At 42.3% G+C, this 22,732-nt stretch carries 22 protein-coding genes; 11 read left to right on the forward strand and 11 right to left on the reverse strand.

Features of this window, described 5'->3' with window-relative positions; genetic code table 11:
• Positions 1-19: 19 nt before the first annotated feature.
• Both FO442_RS11680 and FO442_RS11685 read right to left on the reverse strand, forming a co-directional pair.
• Entirely contained in the window at positions 20-1,009 is a 990-nt protein-coding gene (locus tag FO442_RS11680) for a bifunctional heptose 7-phosphate kinase/heptose 1-phosphate adenyltransferase (RefSeq protein ID WP_144333375.1), read from the reverse strand.
• Positions 1,010-2,200, reverse strand: a complete 1,191-nt coding sequence (locus FO442_RS11685; RefSeq protein ID WP_144333376.1) for a pyridoxal phosphate-dependent aminotransferase — start codon at positions 2,198-2,200, stop codon at positions 1,010-1,012. It lies immediately after the preceding gene.
• A gap of 263 nt (positions 2,201-2,463) precedes the next feature.
• On the opposite strand from FO442_RS11685, the gene FO442_RS11690 reads away from it, so the two are divergent.
• Positions 2,464-3,519, forward strand: coding sequence for a ligand-binding sensor domain-containing protein (locus tag FO442_RS11690; protein WP_186280078.1), 1,056 nt, complete (start codon positions 2,464-2,466; stop codon positions 3,517-3,519).
• Positions 3,520-3,570: 51 nt separating this feature from the next.
• Here the strand turns inward: FO442_RS11690 and FO442_RS11695 are convergent, their stop codons facing one another.
• Both FO442_RS11695 and FO442_RS11700 read right to left on the reverse strand, forming a co-directional pair.
• Complete coding sequence (locus FO442_RS11695) at positions 3,571-4,956, reverse strand: T9SS type A sorting domain-containing protein (RefSeq protein WP_144333378.1); 1,386 nt, start codon at positions 4,954-4,956, stop codon at positions 3,571-3,573.
• A gap of 116 nt (positions 4,957-5,072) precedes the next feature.
• Positions 5,073-5,816 carry an NYN domain-containing protein gene (locus FO442_RS11700; RefSeq protein ID WP_144333379.1) on the reverse strand — a complete coding sequence of 248 codons (744 nt, stop codon included), beginning with the start codon at positions 5,814-5,816 and terminating at the stop codon, positions 5,073-5,075.
• A gap of 308 nt (positions 5,817-6,124) precedes the next feature.
• Here FO442_RS11700 and FO442_RS11705 point away from each other — a divergent pair, with 308 nt between their 5' ends.
• Positions 6,125-7,267 carry a hypothetical protein gene (locus FO442_RS11705; RefSeq protein ID WP_144333380.1) on the forward strand — a complete coding sequence of 381 codons (1,143 nt, stop codon included), beginning with the start codon at positions 6,125-6,127 and terminating at the stop codon, positions 7,265-7,267.
• A 158-nt stretch (positions 7,268-7,425) separates the two neighbouring features.
• Here FO442_RS11705 and FO442_RS11710 read toward each other — a convergent pair whose 3' ends face one another.
• Positions 7,426-7,911, reverse strand: a complete 486-nt coding sequence (locus FO442_RS11710) for a hypothetical protein (RefSeq protein WP_144333381.1) — start codon at positions 7,909-7,911, stop codon at positions 7,426-7,428.
• A 67-nt stretch (positions 7,912-7,978) separates the two neighbouring features.
• Complete coding sequence (locus FO442_RS18870) at positions 7,979-8,752, reverse strand: phospholipase D family protein (protein ID WP_246073846.1); 774 nt, start codon at positions 8,750-8,752, stop codon at positions 7,979-7,981.
• 285 nt (positions 8,753-9,037) lie between these two features.
• On the opposite strand from FO442_RS18870, the gene FO442_RS11720 reads away from it, so the two are divergent.
• The 4 genes from FO442_RS11720 to FO442_RS11735 all read left to right on the forward strand — a co-directional run bounded on the left by FO442_RS11720 (position 9,038) and on the right by FO442_RS11735 (position 12,979).
• A complete protein-coding gene (locus tag FO442_RS11720; RefSeq protein ID WP_144333382.1) occupies positions 9,038-9,442 on the forward strand; it encodes a hypothetical protein in 405 nt (134 codons plus the stop codon).
• Between the two features lie 222 nt (positions 9,443-9,664).
• Positions 9,665-10,558: a 3-hydroxybutyryl-CoA dehydrogenase gene (locus FO442_RS11725; protein ID WP_144333383.1), complete on the forward strand. Its 894-nt coding sequence runs from the start codon at positions 9,665-9,667 to the stop codon at positions 10,556-10,558.
• A 170-nt stretch (positions 10,559-10,728) separates the two neighbouring features.
• Complete coding sequence (locus FO442_RS11730) at positions 10,729-12,144, forward strand: ArnT family glycosyltransferase (protein ID WP_144333384.1); 1,416 nt, start codon at positions 10,729-10,731, stop codon at positions 12,142-12,144.
• 58 nt (positions 12,145-12,202) lie between these two features.
• On the forward strand, positions 12,203-12,979 hold the full coding sequence (locus FO442_RS11735) for a glycoside hydrolase family 25 protein (protein WP_144333385.1): 777 nt from the start codon (positions 12,203-12,205) through the stop codon (positions 12,977-12,979).
• Here FO442_RS11735 and FO442_RS11740 read toward each other — a convergent pair.
• The 5 genes from FO442_RS11740 to FO442_RS11760 all read right to left on the reverse strand — a co-directional run bounded on the left by FO442_RS11740 (position 12,976) and on the right by FO442_RS11760 (position 15,795).
• Positions 12,976-13,527 (reverse strand): DUF4924 family protein, encoded by a 552-nt coding sequence (locus FO442_RS11740; RefSeq protein ID WP_144333386.1) that lies wholly within the window; start codon positions 13,525-13,527, stop codon positions 12,976-12,978. The two genes, FO442_RS11735 and FO442_RS11740, sit on opposite strands and share 4 nt — an antisense overlap.
• 3 nt (positions 13,528-13,530) lie before the next feature.
• Positions 13,531-14,142: an OmpH family outer membrane protein gene (locus tag FO442_RS11745; protein WP_144333387.1), complete on the reverse strand. Its 612-nt coding sequence runs from the start codon at positions 14,140-14,142 to the stop codon at positions 13,531-13,533.
• On the reverse strand, positions 14,139-14,384 hold the full coding sequence (locus tag FO442_RS11750) for a hypothetical protein (protein ID WP_144333388.1): 246 nt from the start codon (positions 14,382-14,384) through the stop codon (positions 14,139-14,141). The genes FO442_RS11745 and FO442_RS11750 overlap by 4 nt, the downstream gene beginning before the upstream one ends.
• Before the next feature lie 81 nt (positions 14,385-14,465).
• Entirely contained in the window at positions 14,466-14,864 is a 399-nt protein-coding gene (locus FO442_RS11755; protein ID WP_144333389.1) for a DUF1987 domain-containing protein, read from the reverse strand.
• 121 nt (positions 14,865-14,985) lie between these two features.
• Positions 14,986-15,795, reverse strand: coding sequence for a hypothetical protein (locus tag FO442_RS11760; protein WP_186280080.1), 810 nt, complete (start codon positions 15,793-15,795; stop codon positions 14,986-14,988).
• Between the two features lie 87 nt (positions 15,796-15,882).
• Between FO442_RS11760 and FO442_RS11765 the strand changes: the two genes are divergently transcribed.
• Genes FO442_RS11765 through FO442_RS11785 form a run of 5 tightly spaced genes read left to right on the forward strand, consistent with a single transcriptional unit; the run spans position 15,883 to position 22,729 of the window.
• A complete protein-coding gene (locus FO442_RS11765) occupies positions 15,883-17,016 on the forward strand; it encodes a DUF4856 domain-containing protein (RefSeq protein WP_186280082.1) in 1,134 nt (377 codons plus the stop codon).
• Between the two features lie 11 nt (positions 17,017-17,027).
• Complete coding sequence (locus FO442_RS11770) at positions 17,028-18,095, forward strand: imelysin family protein (RefSeq protein ID WP_144333392.1); 1,068 nt, start codon at positions 17,028-17,030, stop codon at positions 18,093-18,095.
• Positions 18,085-19,452 carry an HTTM domain-containing protein gene (locus FO442_RS11775; RefSeq protein ID WP_144333393.1) on the forward strand — a complete coding sequence of 456 codons (1,368 nt, stop codon included), beginning with the start codon at positions 18,085-18,087 and terminating at the stop codon, positions 19,450-19,452. The genes FO442_RS11770 and FO442_RS11775 overlap by 11 nt, the downstream gene beginning before the upstream one ends.
• A complete protein-coding gene (locus tag FO442_RS11780) occupies positions 19,428-21,842 on the forward strand; it encodes a TonB-dependent receptor family protein (protein WP_144333394.1) in 2,415 nt (804 codons plus the stop codon). Before FO442_RS11775 ends, FO442_RS11780 begins: the two co-directional genes overlap by 25 nt.
• Positions 21,839-22,729, forward strand: coding sequence for a serine/threonine protein kinase (locus tag FO442_RS11785; protein WP_144333395.1), 891 nt, complete (start codon positions 21,839-21,841; stop codon positions 22,727-22,729). Before FO442_RS11780 ends, FO442_RS11785 begins: the two co-directional genes overlap by 4 nt.
• The last annotated feature ends 3 nt before the right edge of the window (positions 22,730-22,732 follow it).

The raw sequence follows: 22,732 nt of genomic DNA on the forward strand, positions 1-22,732 counted from the left end.
TCAATTTTCAAATTAAATTCTATCTATACTGTTTTCCTTCACATTCCTGTATCAACTGGTCCGGGTCGATACTTACCACTCCACTTTTTTCACACACCAACCCTCCGGCCAGATTAGATAATTCGGCAATACTTTCAACGGAAAGATCTGCTGTCAGACATAATGTTGCCACTGAGATAACGGTATCTCCTGCTCCGCTCACATCTGCAATAGTGCGAACATGGGCTGGCGCATGATGTTTTCGGTCTCCATTTTTAATATAAACTCCGTATTCAGAAAGTGTTACGAAGGTGATCTCGTTCTGCAAATGCTGCTCCAACACTTCCACAGCCTGGTCAAACAAAGCTCTCTTCTGGAAACTGCAATCTATCCCCACTCCCTCTTTCAGCTCTTTCATATTCGGTTTAAAGAGCGTTACGCCTTTGTAAGCCAGGAAATTGTCCTTTTTCGGGTCAACCGTAGTCGGAATAGCGTGTTTCTTTGCAAGTTCAATGATCCCTTCGATCACAGCCGGTGTTAACAGCCCTTTGTTGTAATCTTCAAAAATGATCGCATCGATTTGCCCGGTTTCAAGCGTTCTCCGGACTGAACTGAGGAAGGCTTCTTCTTCTTCCTGGTTGAGAGGATGAGTATCTTCCGCATCAATCCGCAATAATTGCTGCTGATTTCCGATCACACGCGTTTTAACTGTCGTCACTCGATTTTCACTGGAAACAATCCCGGTGGATAGCATATTTTGTGCTTCCAGCAGTTCCTTGAGCATGCGGCCGTCCTTATCAGCACCAACCAATGCACATAAAATAGGAGTTGCACCCAGGGACTGCAAATTCAAAGCCACATTTGCCGCTCCACCCAGTCGTTGCTCTTCGCTTTCCAAGCTCACAATGGGAACAGGTGCTTCCGGACTTACCCGGTGAACTTTTCCCAGCATATAAGCATCTATCATAACATCGCCAACTACCAAAATGCGTTTGGTTTTGAATGCAGCAAGTATTTCGTGTATCGTCATTTAGTTCAATTCTGCTAATGCGTTTGCAACGCGTTTCATTGCCTCCGTCAGGGTTTCTTCGGATGCGGCATAGGAAATACGCATGCAATTTGCATCACCGAAAGCCTCCCCAGAAACCAATGCGACTCCTTTGTCCAATAAGTACATACACAGATCTTCTGCACTTTTGATGATCGTATTTCCGTATTTTTTTCCGAAGAAACTGGAAATATCCGGGAACACATAGAACGCTCCTCCCGGTTTATTTGTTTTCACGCCCGGCATTTTATCCAAAGCATCCAACACCAACATTCGTCTGTTCTCAAACGCCTTCACCATGTCTTTCAAAATGGCCGGATCTGCATTTACCGCCGCAATGGTTGCGCGCTGTGCAATGGAACACGTCCCTGAAGTGAACTGTCCCTGGATTTTATTGCAGGCATCCGCAATTTCCTTTGGAGCACCGATATATCCAACCCGCCAACCGGTCATAGCCCAGGCTTTCGAAACTCCGTTTACGGTTACAATTTGTTCGCGAACATCCTCAAATTGCGCCATGGAATGATTGTGTCCAACAAAATTGATATGCTCGTAGATCTCATCCGACATGACAATCACATGTGGGTTTGCTTTGACTACATCAGCCAGCGCTCTTAGTTCTTCTTTCGTATACACGGTCCCGGTGGGATTACACGGAGAGGAGAACATCATCATTTTTGTTTTCGGAGAAAGCGCCTTGCGGAACTGTTCCGGAGTGAATTTAAAATCACTTTCGATAGTAGTCGGGATAACTACCGGAATACCACCGGCAACTTTCACGATTTCAGCATAAGAAACCCAGTATGGAGCAGGAATAATCACCTCATCCCCTGGATTGATCACTGCCATTACCAAATTGGCAATGGATTGTTTTGCCCCGGTGGAAACGACAATATTTTCCCGTTTGTAAGGAATTCCGTTATCACGCTGAAACTTATTGGCAATCGCATCTCTCAAATCATCGTATCCCGGAACAGGAGTATAAGTGGTGAAATTCTGTTCCATCGCCTCCTGAGCAGCTTTTTTAATAAAGTCCGGAGTATGAAAATCGGGTTCCCCCAAACTCAACGAAATGATGTCTTTTCCCTGTGCACGCAGTTCTCTGCTTTTTCGAGACATTGCCAGGGTAGCCGACTCTTCCATTTCCAATACGCGATTTGATAATTGAATCATAAAATTGCTTCGTTAATGAGTCCCAAATTTAGGGAATATTCAGAATACTGGTGTAATAAATTGGGAATAGTTAGCGATTAACTATGGAAGTTTTCCGGGAAAACATTTCTTTCCTTCCTAATAAGCACTTCGGGTAAACTTACTTTGTTTTTTCCTGGCTCTATCTAAATGAATAAAACCCTAACAGCTATTTTACACTAATTTACATTACTTTAAAAACAGTGAAAAAGACGTTCTCTACCTTTATGAAAACAGGAAAAATTATGAGAGCTCTTTTAATCGGAACATCCTTCATTTGCTGTCTTTACAGTGTACAGACTTTGGATGTCAAAACGCGCGAAGTACGCATTCCACAAACCGGACATTGGGATGACACCCTGGTCTATGGTCCGCAACTTCCTTGTTATTACAGCAATGCAATCAGTGAATATGTACGGCGTATTTTCCAAGACAGCAAAGGAAATCTCTGGTTCGGAACCAATAGCGACGGATTAGCAAAATACGACGGGAAAGGGCTAGCCTATATCAACATCCGGGAAGGTTTAAGCGGTTCCCAGGTTACCGGAATACTGGAAGACCGAAACGGGAATATGTGGTTCTCCACCAATACCGGTATTACCAGGTATGATCCTTCGGCAAAAGGCCAAAACATTCAAATATTCACTGAGCAAGACGGTTTGAGCGATCCGGGAGTCTGGAGCATTTTTCAGGACAGCAAAGGAACAATCTGGGCCGGAACTTTTCGGGGTTTGTGTCGTTTTACAGGCACACACTTCGAAGTTTTTCCGATTCCCAAAGCAGAAAAAAGCTGGATACGTGCCATTACGGAGGACAGCAAAGGAAATCTGTGGTTTGCAACAGCTGATAAAGGCGCTTACAAATTCGATGGAAAAACATTTCAGCATCTCTCAAAAAAGAACGGTCTGTCTTCGAATGACCTAACCAGTATTGCAGAAGATCATCAGGGAAATCTTTGGTTCGGTTCCATGGACGGCGGAATCAGTAAATACAACGGGAAAAGCTTTACCCACTTAGTTGCAGGAAAAGAAATCGGCACCAACGAAGTGTGGACCGTTTACGAAGATCGGAATAAGGTCATGTGGTTTTCATCCGAAGGGTTCGGAGTGTATCGCTACCTGAACGGAGAATTGACACACTTTGGTGAAAAACAAGGTCTGCATATCGGTGCTGTGCAATCTATTTACCAGGATCGCGAAGGAAGATTCTGGTTCGGAGGTGGTGGTGGGCTGATTCTTTTTGACGGGAATCAATTGTTCACTCCGGTTAGCAAAAACGGACCATGGACGATGGGTTGTTAAAACAAATTATTGGAATCTGTGGTGAAGTCACAACTCACCACCCAATTTGATTTATTGTTTTACAAACCGGATATATTGATTTGCCAGTTCGATGAAGTAGGTTCCTTTTTCCAAATTCTGTAAATCTATCGGTTCCTTACCAAGGGTTGTTCCACCCAAAACAATCTGTCCCAGGCTGGAATAAATTACATAAGTGGTTTCATTCTCCAGGCCAGTAATAAATACACTGGTAGTTGCAGGGTTCGGATGAATACTCAAAAGAGACGGATTGTTTTCATCGAGTCCCAAAGAGCAGTTCGTGGAATTTCCGTACAAGTAATGAGCCGGAATGTTTGGTTTGCCCGAATAAGGTGTCAGCGCATTACTACCGAGAATAATATTCGCAGGATCCCACCCGCAGGCCATTCCAGGATTATTGGGACATACAATTTCCGCGTCTATATAACTCGATGAGGCCTGAAACACCAAAATCCGTTTTGAAGGAGCTAATAGCAGTCTTGATCCTGAAGGTACGGAAGAAATGGTTTGTTCTGTAGCGGCGACATTGCTTTGTTCCAGATCATATTGTTTCAAAGTTGTTCCTGAAATGACATATAGTTTGGTTCCATCCGGTGAAAAAGTAATATCATAGGCATTCACATCCAGGTTTTCACGAAATTGAACTGTTCCCATTAACGGATCCAACCGGTATAGCTTATTTCCAACTGCCATGTGTGTTCTGCTTGGTGAAACAGCTAAATAGCCTTTTCCGTCTACTAATTTTTGAAATTGATCGAAGCCATTCACTCCAAAATGAATGTGATATAAGGAATCATCAGTATAAGAAAACAACCAGTACCCGGAAGCTCCCGATTTCAGTTCTCCCTCCGCATCCAACACAGCCGTAAGCGGTTCATAACCTGTACTGTGCATGGAAACAACATGATAAGGAACCACCGGATTGTATTTGGAGATAACTGCTCCCTGGCCGCCATTCGCATTCATATCAATCACCGAATAAGTTAAACCTGAATTATAATGTATTGTAGAAAATGAACTTTCGAGGCAATCCTTGGCAAATAAGTAGTACTTGCGGCTTACGGGAGTAATTCCGGCAGGATCCGGCAAAATGATCGCGCCTTGATAACTGCTTAAACAACCGCCTGAATCAATCATCGTTCCATTTGAAAGCAATTGGTTATTGCTTCCGAATACGCCACCCTGAAAAGGCGGTGCTGTTGGTGAAACTCCCCCATTACTGTAAAACAATAAATTTCCCTGCTCATCACAGATGGAAGCTGCACATTCTCGTGGATCAACAGCTTGTGTGCTAAGTACTAAAGGAGGTTCATAACGGAAATCCAACAAAGTCTTTCCGAAATAGAGTGTGCTCACTTCATTTTGGGAAGATGCTCCAAAAGCGAGACTGAGAAAGGTGATTATGAAGAATTGCTTCATGGTTTCAGAATTGATTGAGGAAAGTTACCGTTTATTCAGCTTATTTCAAAAAAAGAAAACCGATTTTGAAAAACCTTCAAGGATGCAATTAAATTGCATCCTCTGCAAGATATTTATTATTCCTTCACTTTCACGAAAATGTGCTTGGTATTCTTATTACTGGTTTCACGGATATCAATCTCAAACTCATCCATGCTTTTGATCAATGGAAGTAATTTTTGGAACCCGTAGTTTCGCGGATCGAAATCGCGTTTCTTTTTCAACAAGAAATTTCCCAATTCTCCCAGGAAAGTCCATCCTGTTTCATCGGCCAGATCACTCACACTGTCTTTCAACAGCGCTACCAAACTCTGATCGACTTTATTCATCGGAGTTGCTTCTTTCTTGTTTTCTTTTTGTTTTTCTTCCGATTTCGACGGAACCGTTTTTTGTTTCAGGATCTCGATGTAAACGAATTTATCGCACGCTGTAATAAAAGGAAGCGGTGTTTTCTTTTCACCTATTCCCATCACTTTTTTACCGGACTCACGTAAACGCGTTGCCAGTCGGGTAAAATCACTGTCTGAGGAAACAATGCAAAACGCATCCACCTGCTGTGAATACAAAATGTCCATCGCGTCAATGATCAAGGCACTGTCACTCGAATTTTTTCCACTGGTATAACTGTATTGTTGTATCGGGGTGATGGCATTTTCAAGCAAAACTCCTTTCCAGCCGTTGGCATTGGGTTTGGTCCAGTCTGCATAAATACGCTTGATTGTAGGTGTTCCGTTCTTTGCCACTTCTTCCAGCATTTCTTTAATACTGGAATATGGCACATTATCCGCATCTATTAATACGGCCATTTTTTGTTCGCTCATAGCATTCATTTTTAGTTCGTTCAGTTGTTGCTATTCCTGATAATCATGAAACAGATTGTTCATCGGAACGAATAGAATAGGCTACAAGATACGAATTACATCCCGATTTGCGGTCACAGATAATGCATACGCACCACATTAAAACTCAGGAACTGTGTTGGTGGAAAAAAAGCTGCAGGAATACGAATGTTAACCAAACCACCGCGGATACCAAATAAACAACTGCTAAAACCAATTCCTGCTCAATGTAACTTGTTTATAATCAAAATATTGAATCTCTTTACACCCAATTTCAAACCAATTAATCGATGAAAAATTTAAAACGTATTTCAATATTAACTGTTCTCATTTGTTTAGGATCCCCAATTGCCAATGCACAGCTAAAGAGCATGGTAAAGAAGGCTACTCAAAGTGAATCTAAAGAGGAACCTGCAAAAACCAAAGAAGAACCTGTTAAATCCAATTCAGAACCTGTTAAAACAACAAAAGTAGAAACAGCGACACCTAAAGACCTGGAATTGGACTGGACTACTTTCAAAATGACTCCTGCAATCACCATGAGCTCATTGCTTTATGGTACCCAGGTATATACAGGCGGGGGTACAAGTCTCGCAAGTTATACTGCTTCTTTTGTCCCATACTTGAAGGCGGACGGAACACCGGTTAGTACAGTATATGACCAGGGACAATACTTAAAGGTAAAAGTTTACAAAGGGAACGAGTTTATAGACTATTTTGAATACGACGGAAGCCAAACTTTTGAAAACCAAAAATTAAGAAAGTTCAATGAACCAGGCAGCCGGTATATGAAAAACGGAGACTGGGCCGACGGAACGAACATTGATCTGAAAAAATGGGGTGAAGGCACATATCGCCTGGAGTTTTATGCCGGTTCCAAATTATTCTACAACTTCGAATTTGAAGTTTATAAAGTCACCAACAGTGATCCGTATGCAGAACTGAATGAAATGTATTTAAGCAGAGGTCCATGGAACAAATATGCCTGGATGGAACAGCAATCATCCGGTAACATGGTATTCGGATTTTACCTGCAACACGAGGAATTCAAGCCAAATGCTGCTGACCCCAACAAAACGATGAAAGATGTAAGCTGGACCATAAACATTACGAAAGACGGAAAACCTTTTGCTACTCAATATGACAAAACGAAACCTGTTAAAGGTAAAGTGGAGCGTGCTGAATGGAAAGAGATGACTACCGCCTTGAAATCAGCTGATGGTACAAAGACTATTCAATTACCTGATTTCACGGACGGGAAATACAAGATCGAAGTAAAAGTAGATAATGAAGCAAAACCACGGATTTACAATTTTAGTGTAGCGGGTGGTAAAATTATCTTAATGGATGAACAGGACAGAACAAAAAACACAGACCCTACCAGATTGGTTGAAGGCTGGAATAACTTCTACTGGTTTAAATTAGCTCAATAGCTAGTTCATAAGCAGATTAAACCGCTGCAACGAATGTATCAAAATCAGTTCTGGAACCAACTATTTGGGAATAGAACTGATTTTTTGTTTTGCATGCGTAACCAATTCATTCTTTTCATTGAGATACATTAGTTGGGGCTTCCCAGCCATTGTCCGAACTACCTCATCCTCCCCTTCTCCCTCAAATGCTCCTCAAAGGTTTTCTGATCTTCCAGGGTTTTGAAGCAACTTTTGGGGAACCAAAAGGTTTGTCCGTTCTTTGCCCTAACACAAAAGTGCTTGCGAGACGGAGAAACAGAGGTGATGTCTACCAGGAAGAATTGAGTGAGTATTCCGTTATCTGCTTCCAACTCGAGACAATATTCATAAAGCTTTACAATCCGCGATCGGTCCATTATCGGATTTCTTTTCAAACCGTTAATCAAGCGGTATCTTACCACAAAGAAGATAATGGCATATATTCCAAATGAGAGAAGTGAAAAGACGGAGGGTTCCCGAATAAAGTCATAAATCAGTTTTCCCAGTAAAATTCCTAAAATGGGAAGGAATATAAACCAGGCCCTTCGAACAAGGTCCGTATAATAAAGTGCCGCAAATTCAGATGCTTTTAAAGTATACGGATTTGTTGTGATTTTAGGTTCCATGCTACAAAGATGGCTAAATTATTCGCATTTCATCCTCTGTAGGTTTGAGCACGTGTCTGAAGACTTCTCATTCCATCATCTCATACAACTCCCTACCCCACTCATCCACACTTCGGTGATTGTACTTCTCACTCCACAGCAATTCGCTGAACTCATCTTTCAACTGACGAATGGCTTCGGGATCAGTGATACGGATACGGGTTTCGTGATTCAGTAAACAGCCGGAGCGCGTAAAGTTGACGGAACCCAGGTAGGCGATCCGGTCATCAATGATGTAGAGTTTACTGTGCAGATTAAAGGCTTTTGACCGATCGGGTTTCCGGGAATAAACCGAATAAAAGATCTTGAACGGAAAAAGCGGGTGATAGGAAAAATACCAAAAACGGATTTTTTCCGCATACTTCCAAATCCCATGTCCCAGGAATGCCATTCCGGCAAATACCGCAAACCCGATATAGTCTGAAGGCTTTACTTCCTCTGCAAACAGATCGGGAAGGTTGGTAAGTGCAATCATCCCGAAGAGGAACATCAGTACGATCCCGGTCCAATGAAAGAACTGCTTCCTGCTTTTCAACTGTTCGTCTACATGTTTGTGCTGACGAATAATGCGGTAACTGTTCTTTTTTTCGTTTTTGTGATCTTCGATCGTGTCTGAGGTAACCAATTCAATATGAACACCAAGCGCGAACCGGTCCAGGAGGACATCAACCAATCCGGCGGATAAATAAGGCGACATAACACGGATGGATCTCCGAGCTTTCATCATATCGTCCAGGATCATTTTCCCGGCTCCCTTTCCAATATAAATATCTCCTGTAATGGTATTGATCTCTTTACTCATGTCACTTTATTTTTTTGATTCGGATGAAAGCTTTAACGAATAAGAAAAAAGACAAAAAACGATACATCTCTCAAGCTGATTTTTCCTAAAAACTTTAACAAACTTTTTTTGTAAAGAAAAAGTGCATTTAGTAACTTTTCGCTTCATGGTAATTTATAAGTTATGTATCGATCCGCAAAATATCGAAACACACTTAACTTAATACCTCTATTACTATTAGGAATTTTAATACTTTTCGTAAACTACCAAATCATCCTCTGGGGGGTCAGGAAAGACTATTTAAGCGTGATTTATTTTGTCTGGGTGTTGATCGGTTTCCTGATCTTCATTTTCTATCTGGAGCTCATTTACTACGTGTATTCCGTTATGGAAATCACACCGAATGAGATCATTTTCACCAAACCGTGGAGACGTTTCGGCATGTTCCGCAAACGGCCAAGTAAGTGGGTGATCCCGCACTCGGAATGGACGGAACTTCACACTTTCAATTTCAAGTCGAATTCCACGCTCTACTTCAGGAAACAACAAGATTCTGTTTTCTACGCCACGATCGAGGGAGGAAGGACTTTTGCACGAAAAATCAAAAAGCATTTCCGGGAGAAATTGATTTACTCCTCTTCCAACCAGTTTCCACGCAACCTACGCAACCAAATGTTGGACGAACCATCGGAACGTGTCATGCGGTATTGAAGAATAATCCCGCTCCGTTTCCGGCAGGATGTGGATCGGGATTATTTCATTTGTGTCACGTCAAGTGGCCCGCATAAATATACGAATCCTCTAACAACGGGAATCGCTCCAAAAACATCCTTCAAATACCCCATCCTGCTCCTTCCCAAGGATCATTTTGATTTTTGAATTCCCCTTTTGAATTTTCTGTATCTTCGCACACGAAAAATAAGAACTCACTTCATGAAAAAGGTAGCAGTAATTGGTGCAGGAACAATGGGAAACGGAATTGCCCACACCTTCGCACAATTTGGATATAAGGTATCCTTGATCGATGTCTCGCAAGCTTCATTGGATAAAGGATTGGCAACAATCACGAAGAACCTGGACCGCCAGGTTGCAAAAGAAGCAATCACAGAAGCCGATAAAGCGGCAACTTTGGCAAACATTACCACGTTCACTTCCATGGAAGAAGGAGTGAAAGGTGTGGAATTGGTCGTTGAAGCGGCTACAGAAAACGTAGACCTGAAACTGAATATCTTCAAACAATTGGATGCCCTGACTCCAGAAAACGTTATTTTAGCATCAAACACTTCTTCGATTTCCATTACCAAAATTGCTTCTGTAACGAATCGTCCTGAAAAAGTAATCGGGATGCACTTCATGAACCCGGTTCCGGTCATGAAACTGGTGGAGATCATCCGCGGATATTCTACCACGGATGAGGTGACCAACCTGATCATGGAAACTTCCAAAAAACTGAATAAAGTTCCGGTAGAAGTAAATGATTACCCGGGATTCGTAGCGAACCGCATTTTGATGCCGATGATCAATGAGGCCATTTATACTTTGTTTGAAGGAGTTGCCGGAGTGGAAGAAATCGACACGGTCATGAAATTGGGAATGGCTCACCCGATGGGACCATTGCAATTGGCGGACTTCATCGGTTTGGATGTATGTTTAGCGATCCTGGAAGTGTTGCACGATGGTTTCGGGAATCCGAAATACGCCCCATGCCCATTATTGGTAAACATGGTGACTGCCGGTAAAAAAGGAGTGAAAACCGGTGAAGGATTCTATTCCTGGAACCACGGAACAAAAGATTTGATCGTAGCTCCGAACTTTGCAAAAAAATAAGACAATCAAAAAAATGATTGATTAAGCGGGGTTTCGAAAGGAATTCCGCTTTTTTCTTGTATCGGAACATCGGTATATACCGATGTTCCGATATTCCGATATTGCTATTTTGGAAAATCGCATAATTCCTCCAAACTTTTCCTCTAACTTAGCACGATAAAGAAAAATACGTGAAATCATTCTTTACCCTCCCGGTTTTTAAAGACATCCGCTTCTGGATCCTCCTGTTTTTCCTGGTCCGTATGTACGGAATTACCAATCCTCCCCTCGAAGTAGCACACAACTGGCGACAAACCACCGGAACCATGGTGACACGTAATTTTTACGAAGGTTCTGCCAATATCCTGTACCCGCGCGTTGATTTCGCCGGAGAAAAAACCGGGATTACCGGAATGGAATTTCCCCTCCTGAACTACATTGATTATTGGGTTTCTGAACTATTCGGTTATCAGCATTGGTATGGCCGATTGGTTAATTTAATCGTCAGCAGTATCGGGATTTGGTTCTTTTTTCGAATTCTAAAGCGTTTTTTTACTTCAGAAACTGCTTTTAATGCTTCCCTGATCCTACTGGCATCCATTTGGTTTGCCTATAGCCGGAAGATCATGCCCGATACCTTTGCCACTTCCCTGGTCATTATCGGGTTTTACTACGCTGCCTGCTATTTTGAAGAACAAAAATACAGGTGGCTGAACCTGTTCCTTTTTGCAGCTTTTACGCTTTTGGGAGTGCTTGCTAAACTGCCGGCCGGATTCCTGCTCGCATTTTACGCATTTTTCATCCTGGACAGACAGATATCTATCCGACTGAAGATCATTTTTTTCATCCTTAGCGGAATTATTCTGGCCCCTGCTGCCTGGTGGTATTTCAGTTGGGTTCCTTACCTGGTGGAAAAGTATCAATTCTGGCATTTTTTCATGGGAAAACCCATCAGTTTAGGTGCAAAGGAACTTGTTGAGAATTTGGGCGACGGATTAAAACATTTCTACGATGCCGCATTGAAGTTTATAGGATTCGGAATGTTCCTGACAGGATTATTCCTTGCAATCCGGAAACGGAATAAACTGCTTTTGCGGATCCTGGGACTTGGTTTCGCTGCTTTCCTGGTTGTTGCACTAAAAGCCGGCTTTACCTTTACACATCACTCTTACTATATCATTCCTTTTGTTCCCATCATGGCTCTGACAGCAGCATACGGAATCACGATTTTCCGTAAAAAAGCAATCCGAATAACAATCCTGGCAGTAATCATCCTGGAAGGTACATTAAATCAGCTGCACGACTTCCGCTTAAAAGAACATGAGTTGGCTTTTGTGAAACTGGAATCCGATCTGGACCGCTTTTCCAAACGTTCCGACCTGATTGCAGTGAATACCGGAGACAACCCGACAGCCATTTATTTTGCACACCGAAAAGGCTGGGTTGCAAGTAACGGTGAATTACTGGATGAAACATTCCGGAAAGACATTCAGCGAAAAGGATGCAAGTACATTGTGGTGTTGAAACGCTATCTCGGCGGAGAGCTCTATTTACCTCTTACAGTGGTAGTAAATACCAAAGACTGGACGGTTTATGCTCTCAAGTAGATTCTTTTCAACAAATGATTGCCGGACGGTTTTTTACTTCTAATTTCGCAGGCAAGTCATGGCAAAAAGAAAACAGCCCCGAAAAAAAACGGCTCCCAAACGCAGATCCGCATCCCGTAAAAAAAGTAAAAGCAGATTCATTTTCTGGATCGCCATTCCGGCTGGCGTATTGGCATTCTTCTTTTTTTGGTACGAAACGGAAGGAATGGTGCAAACTTCCACCCATTTTCACGAAATTATTCCTCGGGGATACAAAGCTGTCGGGCTGGATGTTTCACATCACCAGGGAGAAATCGATTGGGACCTCTTACTGAACGAAAAAGGATTTGATACGATCATCGACTTTGTCTATTGTAAAGTAACCGAAGGATCGGATCACATGGATACTCAATGGGAACGCAACAGGGAATACCTAAACAAGCATGGAATTTCCAATGGCGCCTATCACTATTTCAATCCCAAGTCACCTCCAAGGCCTCAAGCCGCTTACTTTCTTTCTGTGTACAAAATCCGAAGCATTGATTTACCACCAGTAATTGATGTGGAAGATGAAGGGTTTTCCGATGAAGATTTGAGAGCGAAAGTCCTGATCTGGTGTGAAGAAGTTAAAAAAGCAACCGGTATCAAACCCATTATCTATACCTCACTGAATTTCTATGAAACCAAGTTTCGCGGAAAAATGGCCGGATATAACTTTTGGATCGCAGCTTACAGCAGGGAGCCTCAATACATGACTGATCGCGACGTAGTGCATTGGCAGTTTTCGGAATCAGGAAAATTACCGGGAATCAACGGAACAGTTGATCTCAATGTCAGCAAGTTAGATCTGTATTAATTATTCCAATACTGTCCCTCTCCTCCCTTCATGAGGTGGTAAGAACGTGTCAGATAAGCCAGTAAAATACGCATTGCATCAAAAGCCTCTTCGGTTTCCTGGCTAATTTCCTTCTTCTGCAATCGGAGGAGCAACTTCATATAGAGCGCATGAAAACAGACTTCCAGGTGATTCATTCCTTTTAAATTGGAATGCTCGATGAAATCTTCAATATAAGGAAGCGCTGTCGAATAAAGTGTTCGGTATTTTTCATCATTTACCACCGTCAGCAATGAATTGTGAAGATAGGACAATTCCACCAATACATCCTGCAGTTCCAGGCGGTGTCCGGATTCAATGATCCGTTCCGATTTCATATCCCGGATCAATCCGGCATACCAAGCCTTGTAATGCTCCAAATAAGCACGATCAGGAAGGTTCGGTTCCACCACCTCTTTCATAATACGGTCCAGGTCGAACTGGTATGCACGGATCAAATCTTCGATTTGATACATGTATAAGATATACTCAGCGACGTTCTCGTTAAGCTTTTGTTGTGCTATCAGCATAGATTATTTCCCCAGGTCTCTGTCCATGATTTCTTGTTCGTGGTTCAGGAAATCAATAAATGATTGAGTGACATTCATTTGATCATTGATGAAATTGATTTGTCCTCCTTGTCCATGGATCAAAAGGATATCAATTCCATATTTTTCACAATATTTTTTTCCCGCAACTTCGATTTTCTTTCCTAAAACTGTCAGGGCCTCATTGGTTTCCTTTTCCAATTGAGCTCCTTTTGTTTGCTGTTGGTTCATGAGTTGCTCCCGCATACGCATGATCTCATTCTCCAGGGTCTGCATTTCAGCACCGGTCAAGGTACCTTCCCGCATGTATTTTTCGTAATTCTGAGCTTTTTGCTCCAGTGCCCGCTGCTTTGCCATCATTTCATTCTGGAAAGCTTCTCCCTTCTTCGTTATCCGGGAATCTTCATTTTTATAATAGGTGAATCCGGATTTTAAACTATCCGAATAATAGAACGCTATTTTCAATCCATTGGAATGAACTACCGGAACTTCAGGTGCTTTTTCCTCCTTTGTTTTGGGCTCTTCTTTCTTATCTGAACAGGAAAAAGTCGTTAATCCAAGAACCAAACCGGTTGCAATAATGTGTCCTAATTTCATATTTCTTTGTTTTTAAATGCTTCTTCCCAATCTGCTCTCATAGAAAGAAACCGTTCAAGCGAGTTACGTAATAATTGATCTGTTACCATGCGCTTCAGCTCTTCCAGGCCATTGACATCCGACTCGGCGATTTTAAATGTTTGTTCGAATTGTCCCAATTCAATTTTAACCAAATACTTCGCATTGTACAAGAATATCTGGATCTTGTAGCGGGCATGTGGAATGTCTGCTATTACACGCATAATGCAACAAAAATAATGAAATTGGAAAAAGAGGGGCTCTTTCCGCTTTGATAAATGAAAAATAAATGACTGAAAAGGAGCTTATGCTACTACTAAATCGTTATCCGTATACTCCCGGAAATCAAATGGAACATGAACCATAAATGCATAGTCCTGGCCCACTTCGTACATATCTTCATCAGATTGTCTGTAGTACCATTCCACTTTCGCTTTCTTCCCTGAATCGACCAGTTCATTCAATTTGTAAAGCAAGAATAAAATACGCTTGGAGGAAGTAATGTTGAAATACTCCAAATCAATTCTTACCAGCGTTTCATCATGGGGATTCGCCATGTAGTTATCAAACCATGTTAAAACAACACCCCAAAAAGCTTCGGGATCATCCGGAATTGAACGTCCTCTAATTTCCATGATTCCTGACTCAGGATTCAAATTCACCAAGGGGGTTTGAGCAGTTGCCTGAATTAATAATGTATCCATTTCTCACTTTCGCTCCTGCAAGTTGTGAATTATTTTTTAAACCACAAGGTACTTTTCTACGAAAGATTTAATATTTTCGACTAAACACCTCTGTATCAATCTTCAAAACCAATCCGGCACCTCATCCTTCATTCATCCGGTGATAATCCACCAAATCCTTTACAGGACTGGCAATCCCTTTTTTTACCCGGATAGAATGTGCTTCAAATACACGCGTAAAAACGGATGCTTGTTCAAATCCATATGTACCGATGAATGAAATTTCATTTAATCCCGAAACCGGAAGGCAATACAACTCCACAAACAATTCCGCATTCCTTTCGTGCAGAAAACCGAAATCCATTTTTGCCGTTTCCGCCCCCAAACCCGAAATCCACTTTTGTGCATCCGGATCTGCCAATTTGGAAAGAATATGCGCACGCGATTGAAATAATTTCGTCCACTCCGCTTCCCATTCTTCTGTCCGAAGCAACTCCTGCACCACCAGTTTACCGAAATAGAACCCGCTCCCCTCATCACCTATCAGCGAACCATATCCTCCTATTCTTCTGGTAATGTGTATTCCGTCGTATTGGACCAGGATCGAACCCGTACCTAAAATTGCAACCCATCCTGGTTGGTTTCCATACAAAGCTCTGCAAGCAGCCAGGGTATCCGGGTAAACATATACTTCCGAAAATCCCACTTGCAGTAAAAGTGCTTCCATCTGTTTTTGGATCACATCACCGGAACATCCTGCACCATAGAAATACAATGGTACGCACATCTTGCCGAATTTCGATTTCAAAGCGGATAACGAAAAAGAGATTGATAGGGCGTATTTCGGATGCAGGCTTTCTGTCTGAATAAACACAACTTCCTGGTTATTCAGCACAATTGCCCAGCTTGTGGAAGAACCTCCCGAATCAGCAATGATGTATTTGACATCCATAAATCAAAAATACCTTTTTTAAGGTATTGTTGTTCGGATACCTCAAAACTAACTTTGCAATCAAATTTTAAATTCAGATTCATATTCATGAAGAATTTCCTTTATTTCCTTGCACTTGGAACATTATTAACACCACTTGCTTCGTGTAAAAAAAGCGGTTGTACAAACCCTGTAGCGTCGAATTACAACTCGAAAGCCAAAAAAGACGACGGAAGTTGTACGTACGATTTTACATACACTATTCCAACCACCTATTCATTTACAAACTCAAGCGGACAGTCAACAGTCAACTATGCGGGCCAGACGGACCGGATCAACCAGTTGATTGAAATGATTGGATATACTGAGCTGGGGACAACTCAGGCAATCTCTGCCCAGGTTTTGAAAGATATGTTTGCAAATACGGGGGGAAATGGAAATGGAAATTTCTCTTTTACATCCACCAAAAACTTACAGGATAAATGTTTCAGCTTGGATACAGCGACAATTATTGCTCATTTTTCAGACATTGCTGTTGCCAGTAACTCCTATATGAATACGGCTTCTAATGGCCAGGCAGGAATACTGACATCGGGAACTTCCACTTATTTGTTTGACGCAAACGGTTTCGACAAATCCGAGATCATTGAAAAATCAATCATGGGAGCTGTATTTAAATACCAGGCTTTGAATGTTTATTTAGGTTCAGCTAATATGAATGTAGATAATACAACCCCGGTTTCAGGACAAACCTATACCAATATGGAACACCATTGGGATGAATGTTTCGGTTACTTTTCGGTTCCTGTGAACTTCCCTACTGCACCGGCATTTGCTTTTTGGGGTAAATACTGTAACTCTCAAAACGCTGCGTTGAATTCCAACCAGGTCATGATGGGAAGCTTCCTGAAAGGACGAGCAGCTATTTCAAACAATGTGCTGACAGACCGCGATGCTGCAATTGTTGCAATCCGAGAAATGTGGGAGAAAATTGCCGCATACCAGGCAATGAAGTATTTAGATCAGGCAGTGACGAATTATGGAACAGACCAGGCCAAATATTTACATGTATTATCAGAAGCATACGGATTTATTTATTCTTTGCGTTTCGCTCCTGCTGAAACCCGGAACATCTCGATTACAGAAGTGGATAACTTGCTTGCCGACTTCAACGGAAATTTATGGTCATTGACTGTAAATGACATCAACGCAATCAAGGCAGTTATCGACGCAAATTATTAAACATTCCTATCATGAAGTTAATTAAGTGGACAATTCCTTTATGTGCCGTTCTTCTAATTACTGCCTGTAAAAAGAAAAAGGACGAAAATATTGCATTTGACAAAGGACCGATCATGGTCAACATGGCAGATAATTACATCATTCCGGGATATGCGGACTTAAAAACAAAGGTTACTGCATTGGAAACCGCCTGGAACGATTTCCTTGGAGACAAAACTCAAGCAAAATTAGATGTCGCGAAACAGGCATGGATCAATTCCAATATTGCGTTTCAGCACGTAAAAGCGTTCGATTTCGGGCCGGCAATGACCGCAAATATTGCATTCACATTCGGAACGTTTCCCTGCGATACCACTCAAATTAACAGCAATATTCAAACTGGCGGATATGATCTGAATGCGTCACAAAATTTAGATGCTTCGGGATTGGATGCATTGGACTTTTTATTCTACAGACCCGATGCGCTCACCCGATTTCAGACAACAGCCAGCGCATGTACCTATGTTTCCGATATTGTTTCCAAAATGAAATCGGAAATTACAGCAGTCGTGAACGGTTGGGGTGCTTACAGAAGTACCTTTGTGAATGGAACAAGCAATGAATCAACAAGTCCCTTTGCCTTACTGGTAAACAATTTCTGTAAGGATTTCGAATTGTGCAAGACCACCAAGATTGGGTTCCCGATCGGAAATCATACGCTGGGAATACAGCAACCGAACTACCTGGAAGCCCGTCGCTCCGGAATCGGAAGAATTCTCCTGATCGAGAACATCAAAGCTTCCCGTGCCATTTTCTACGGTTTGGACCTGTCCGGGAATACAAACGGAATCGGTTTTGACGATTATTTAAATGCACTGGAAGATAAAGCAAGTCTTTCAACTACGATCGCGGCCCGTTTTGATTATATGTACCTGACGCCACAATCATGGACAGAAACCCTGGAAGAATTGATGACTTCTTCTCCCGGTACACTGGAAAACTTCTATGCTTATCAGCAAAGTTCCGTTATCAATATGAAAACGGATATGGCTTCGGCTTTTGGCGTCTTGATTACTTATCAGGATACAGATGGGGATTAAGGAACGATGGGCCGGGTTTCTGTTCAGGGAAGTTTCCATTACTCCCCTGATCGCTTTTCGGATCGTTATCGGTTCTTTGTTCTTATTCAGTACGCTGCGCTTTCTTTCCAACGGATGGGTAAAGCAATTGTACATTGATCCTCCATTTCATTTTTCATACCTGGGCTTCGACTGGGTAAAACCACTTCCCGGCTATTGGATGTACTTGCCTTTTATAGTCATGGTCATTGCCAGTTTGGGTATTATTCTCGGAGCATTTTACCGCATTTCAACTTCCTTATTCTTCCTGGCGTTTACTTATGTCGAATTACTGGATAAAAGTTATTACCTCAATCATTATTATTTCGTAAGCCTGGTGTCATTTATCCTGATCTGGCTTCCGGCACAGGCACAATTCAGCCTGGACGCAAAACGGCATCCGTCCATCCGGAGAAATACCATTCCGAACTGGCCCGTCTTCCTGCTCCAATTTCAGTTGGGCATTGTGTATTGTTTTGCCGGGATTGCTAAAGTGAATTCCGATTGGTTGCTCGAAGCACAACCACTTCGCATGTGGCTGCAGGCATTCAGAGATCTTCCGCTTGTAGGCGACTTGCTGGCAAGTTCCTGGGTTGCCTTCGTTTTTTCCTGGTTTTCCTGCTTTTACGATCTCACGATCCCTTTTTTCCTTTCTAATTCCAAAACGCGAAACCTGGCTTATGTTTTCGTCGTTGTTTTCCATATCTTAACCTGGCTCTTATTTCCCATCGGGGTTTTTCCATGGGTGATGATTTTCAGCACACTTATTTTCTTTCCGGCAAGTTTTCACAACAAATGGCTGAACGTACTCAAAAAATGGGTTCGTTGGACCGATAACACCCAGCCGGGAAGACATTCAACATCACGGATCGTGATTGGCTGTATTTCCTTTTTCCTGATCATTCAAATCCTGATCCCTTTTCGTTACTTGCTTTATCCGGACAACCTGTTCTGGCATGAAGAAGGATTTCGCTTCTCCTGGAGGGTGATGCTGATGGAGAAAAAAGGATACGCCACTTTTTATGTAGAAGACCGCATCAGCAGAAAATCAATCGAAATCACCAATTCGGATTATTTAAGTCCGCAACAGATTGATCAAATGTCCCGCCAACCGGATATGATCCTGCAGTTTGCTCACTTCCTCGGGAAAAAGTACCGGGACACTACGCTCCATTTCGGCAGCAAAAGCGTACATTTGTCGCGCCCACGGGTAACCGCGGATGTCTATGTCACTTTAAACGGAAGACCTAACCAGCATTTTGTAAGCCGGGAAACAGATTTAATGCAAGAAGAATACAATTTGAAACATAGAAAATGGATTTTACCTCTCGAAAATTAAGTCTTTCTATTCTGTTTTCTGTTCTTGTTTCCCTTTCCTGGTCTCAAAACTTCGAAGGAACAATTATCGATCAGACCAACAGTCCTCAATTCGGAATCATCGTTCAATGCGGCGATAAAAAGACCCTGACGGACGAACTGGGAAAATTCCAAATTCCATGTAATAAAGGTCCTTTGATCATTTATGGAAATGAGATTGATACGCTGGTGTATATCCTGAACGGAGTCGTTGCACCCCAACCAATTATCCGGGTCCAAACATCCCAATCGATGGAAGAAGTAGAAATCCGCAGCAATCGCCTGCATTATTTCGATATTGGGTTCATTCCCCCGATCAAAGGTGTTCAAATTGCGACTGGAACCAATACACTGATCGAAACAGAACGACAGGGAGGTGCCAAATCAAGTGCAAATCCACGGGAATTGTTCGCCAAAGTTCCCGGATTAAATATTTGGGAAAGTGATGGTGCGGGCATCCAAATGGGTGTTGGCGGAAGAGGATTGAGTCCGAACAGGGCTGCGAATTTCAATACCCGGCAAAACGGGTACGACATTTCAGCTGATGCGCTCGGATACCCGGAAAGTTATTACACTCCGCCACTGGAAGCTCTTCGGGCAATTGAAATCATTCGCGGGTCAGCAAGTTTACAATACGGAACCCAATTCGGCGGATTGATGAACTTCATCATCAAAGATCCGGTTCAGAACAGTCCGTTCCAGTTCACATCCAGGAATACTGTTGGAAACTATGGCTATTTCGGGACCTTCAACCGGATTTCGGGAACTGCCGGTCGCTTTGAATACCAGGCATATTACCAGTTAAAAACAGGAAACGGATACAGACCCAACTCGAATTTCAACCAACAACAGGGTTTTGTCCAATTCGGTTACCATCTCAATGAACGGAATCAAATCCGGTTGGAATATACCCGCATGAGCTACCTGGCCAAGCAACCCGGCGGATTAACAGACAAACAATTCGAAGAAAACCCCAGACAAAGCGTACGCGACCGGAATTGGTTCAAAGTAGACTGGAACATCCTCGCACTTCATTTTGATTCAAGACTTTCCAAAAAGACCCTTTTAAACATTCGTGCTTTCGGAATGCTATCCGACAGGTATTCGCTAGGTTATCTCGGAAAGATCAGCACTGCAGATCCGGGAGGAAAACGGGATATGATAGCCGGTGATTTCAAAAACACGGGCATAGAAGCACGCGTTTTACAGCGTTATAAATTAACTGCGAAACAGAAACACGAAAGTGCTTTCCTTGTCGGAGCACGTTACTATCGAGGCCAGACAAGCAATCTTCAGGGTCTGGCAACCGATGGGAACGGTCCGGATTTTAAATTCAATCATCCGTCTGAAATGGAAAATTCGGACTTCCTTTTTCCGTCTGAAAATTTCGCAGCCTTTACGGATAACATTTGGTTCCTCGGCAATCGCTGGACGGTAAATGCAGGTTTGCGCTTTGAATACATTAAAAGTTCTGCCGCCGGATATTACAATCAATATGCGATTCATCCGCTTACACTGGACACCTTGAGTGTTTCCAGGATTGAAAGTTCAAACACCATCAGCAGATCCATTCCCCTTTTCGGAGCCGGAACATCTTTTAAAACGGGAAAATATTCAAATGCGTACCTGAACTTCTGCCAGAATTACCGGGCAGTCAATTTTTCGGATATCCGCGTCGCAAATCCCAATATCGTGGTCGATTCACTGATTAAGGATGAATATGGAAATACCACCGAATTGGGTTGGAGAGGGTTTATCGGTAAATACTTCTATACGGACCTGGCCGTCTTCACCTTATTCTACGGGGATAAAATTGGATTGGCACCGGAACCCAATTCAACCAGAAAAATCCGGACAAACATCGGAAATGCTTTAAATGCAGGCGTTGAATGTTTTGTCGAATTTGATTTCCTCAAAGCAATCAGGGACAGTTCCAAAATTGGTTCTTCCATTTTCGTAAATTTCTCGTATATCCACGCCACGTACATTTCCTCGAGGGAAAAAAGCTACATCGGTAAACAGGTAGAATATGTCAGCCCGATCATGCTCAAAAGTGGTTTGAAAATACGTGCCAAAAACTGGCAGGTACAAATACAGGGATCATACAATTCAGCGCAGTTCAGTGATGCTACCAATTCGAAAACAGGAAGCGGAGATGCGGTAATCGGAGAAATTCCCGCCTACTTTGTTATGGACCTAAGTGCACGCTATACCTTTAGAAAGTATTTCCAGCTGGAAGCAGGTGTAAATAATTTATTGAATTCATCCTACTACACAAGGAGAGCAACTGCTTATCCTGGTCCGGGAATTCTTCCTTCGGATGGTATTACTATTTATGGTACATTGCAGTTTACTATTGAAGTAAAGCGATGAATCCTGCGGAGAAATACAGAATTCTGGAGCAAATAGACGCGCATAAAAAACGGAAATTTGCTCACATATTTTTAACCGAAAACAAAGTTTCGGGAGTCAAATCTATCTTAAAAACCGTTCAAAAAACGGAAGACAACCAAGTCGTTCAGGACCGCTTAAGAAAAGAAGCTACTTTTTCATTTATTATAGACGGGTTGCCTGAAACATTGGATTTTTTCGAAAGCGATTCGGAGATCTTTCTGTTCAAGTCGTTTCAAGCCGGGATTACCCTGGCAGATTACCTGGAACAGTTCCGGTCGAAAGAAAAAGCACGCAAGTTGTTTGAAGTATTGGAACAACTGGAACCAATTCTTGAGCATATCCATCAAAATAAGATCTATCATCTAGACATCAAGCCCGGAAACATCATTGTAGATTCCTCGAAAGGTGTCAGAGTGTCACTGATTGATTTCGGACTGGCTTGGACTCCGAACGAACCCGAAACACGGAAAACACTTTTCCCTTTGGGATTTGCCGCTCCTGAATTATTAATGAACCGGCTGGACCTGGTGGATGCACGAACAGATTATTTCGCCCTTGGTGTTAGCTGTTGGACATGTTTACAGGGCAAAATGCCTTTAATTGATCCCAATCCAAGTATCACAACGAATCTGCAGCTCACGTATCCCTTACCCAACCTCGATTCCAGGTACAAAGTATTCAGTGAAGTTTTACAAAAACTATCCGGAAAACACCAATTTACGGTACCTCCCAATAAACTGAATCCCGAAGAATTGAAAACCGCATTACTCAAAGGGATGAATAAACGATACAGCAAGTATTCCGAATTTATTTCCGATTTTGAAAAGCAACTAAACAAACAGAAAAAATTCCGATGGTTCTTTTGACTA

This window comes from Fluviicola chungangensis (genome assembly GCF_007558725.1).
Lineage (GTDB): Bacteria > Bacteroidota > Bacteroidia > Flavobacteriales_D > Crocinitomicaceae > Fluviicola > Fluviicola chungangensis.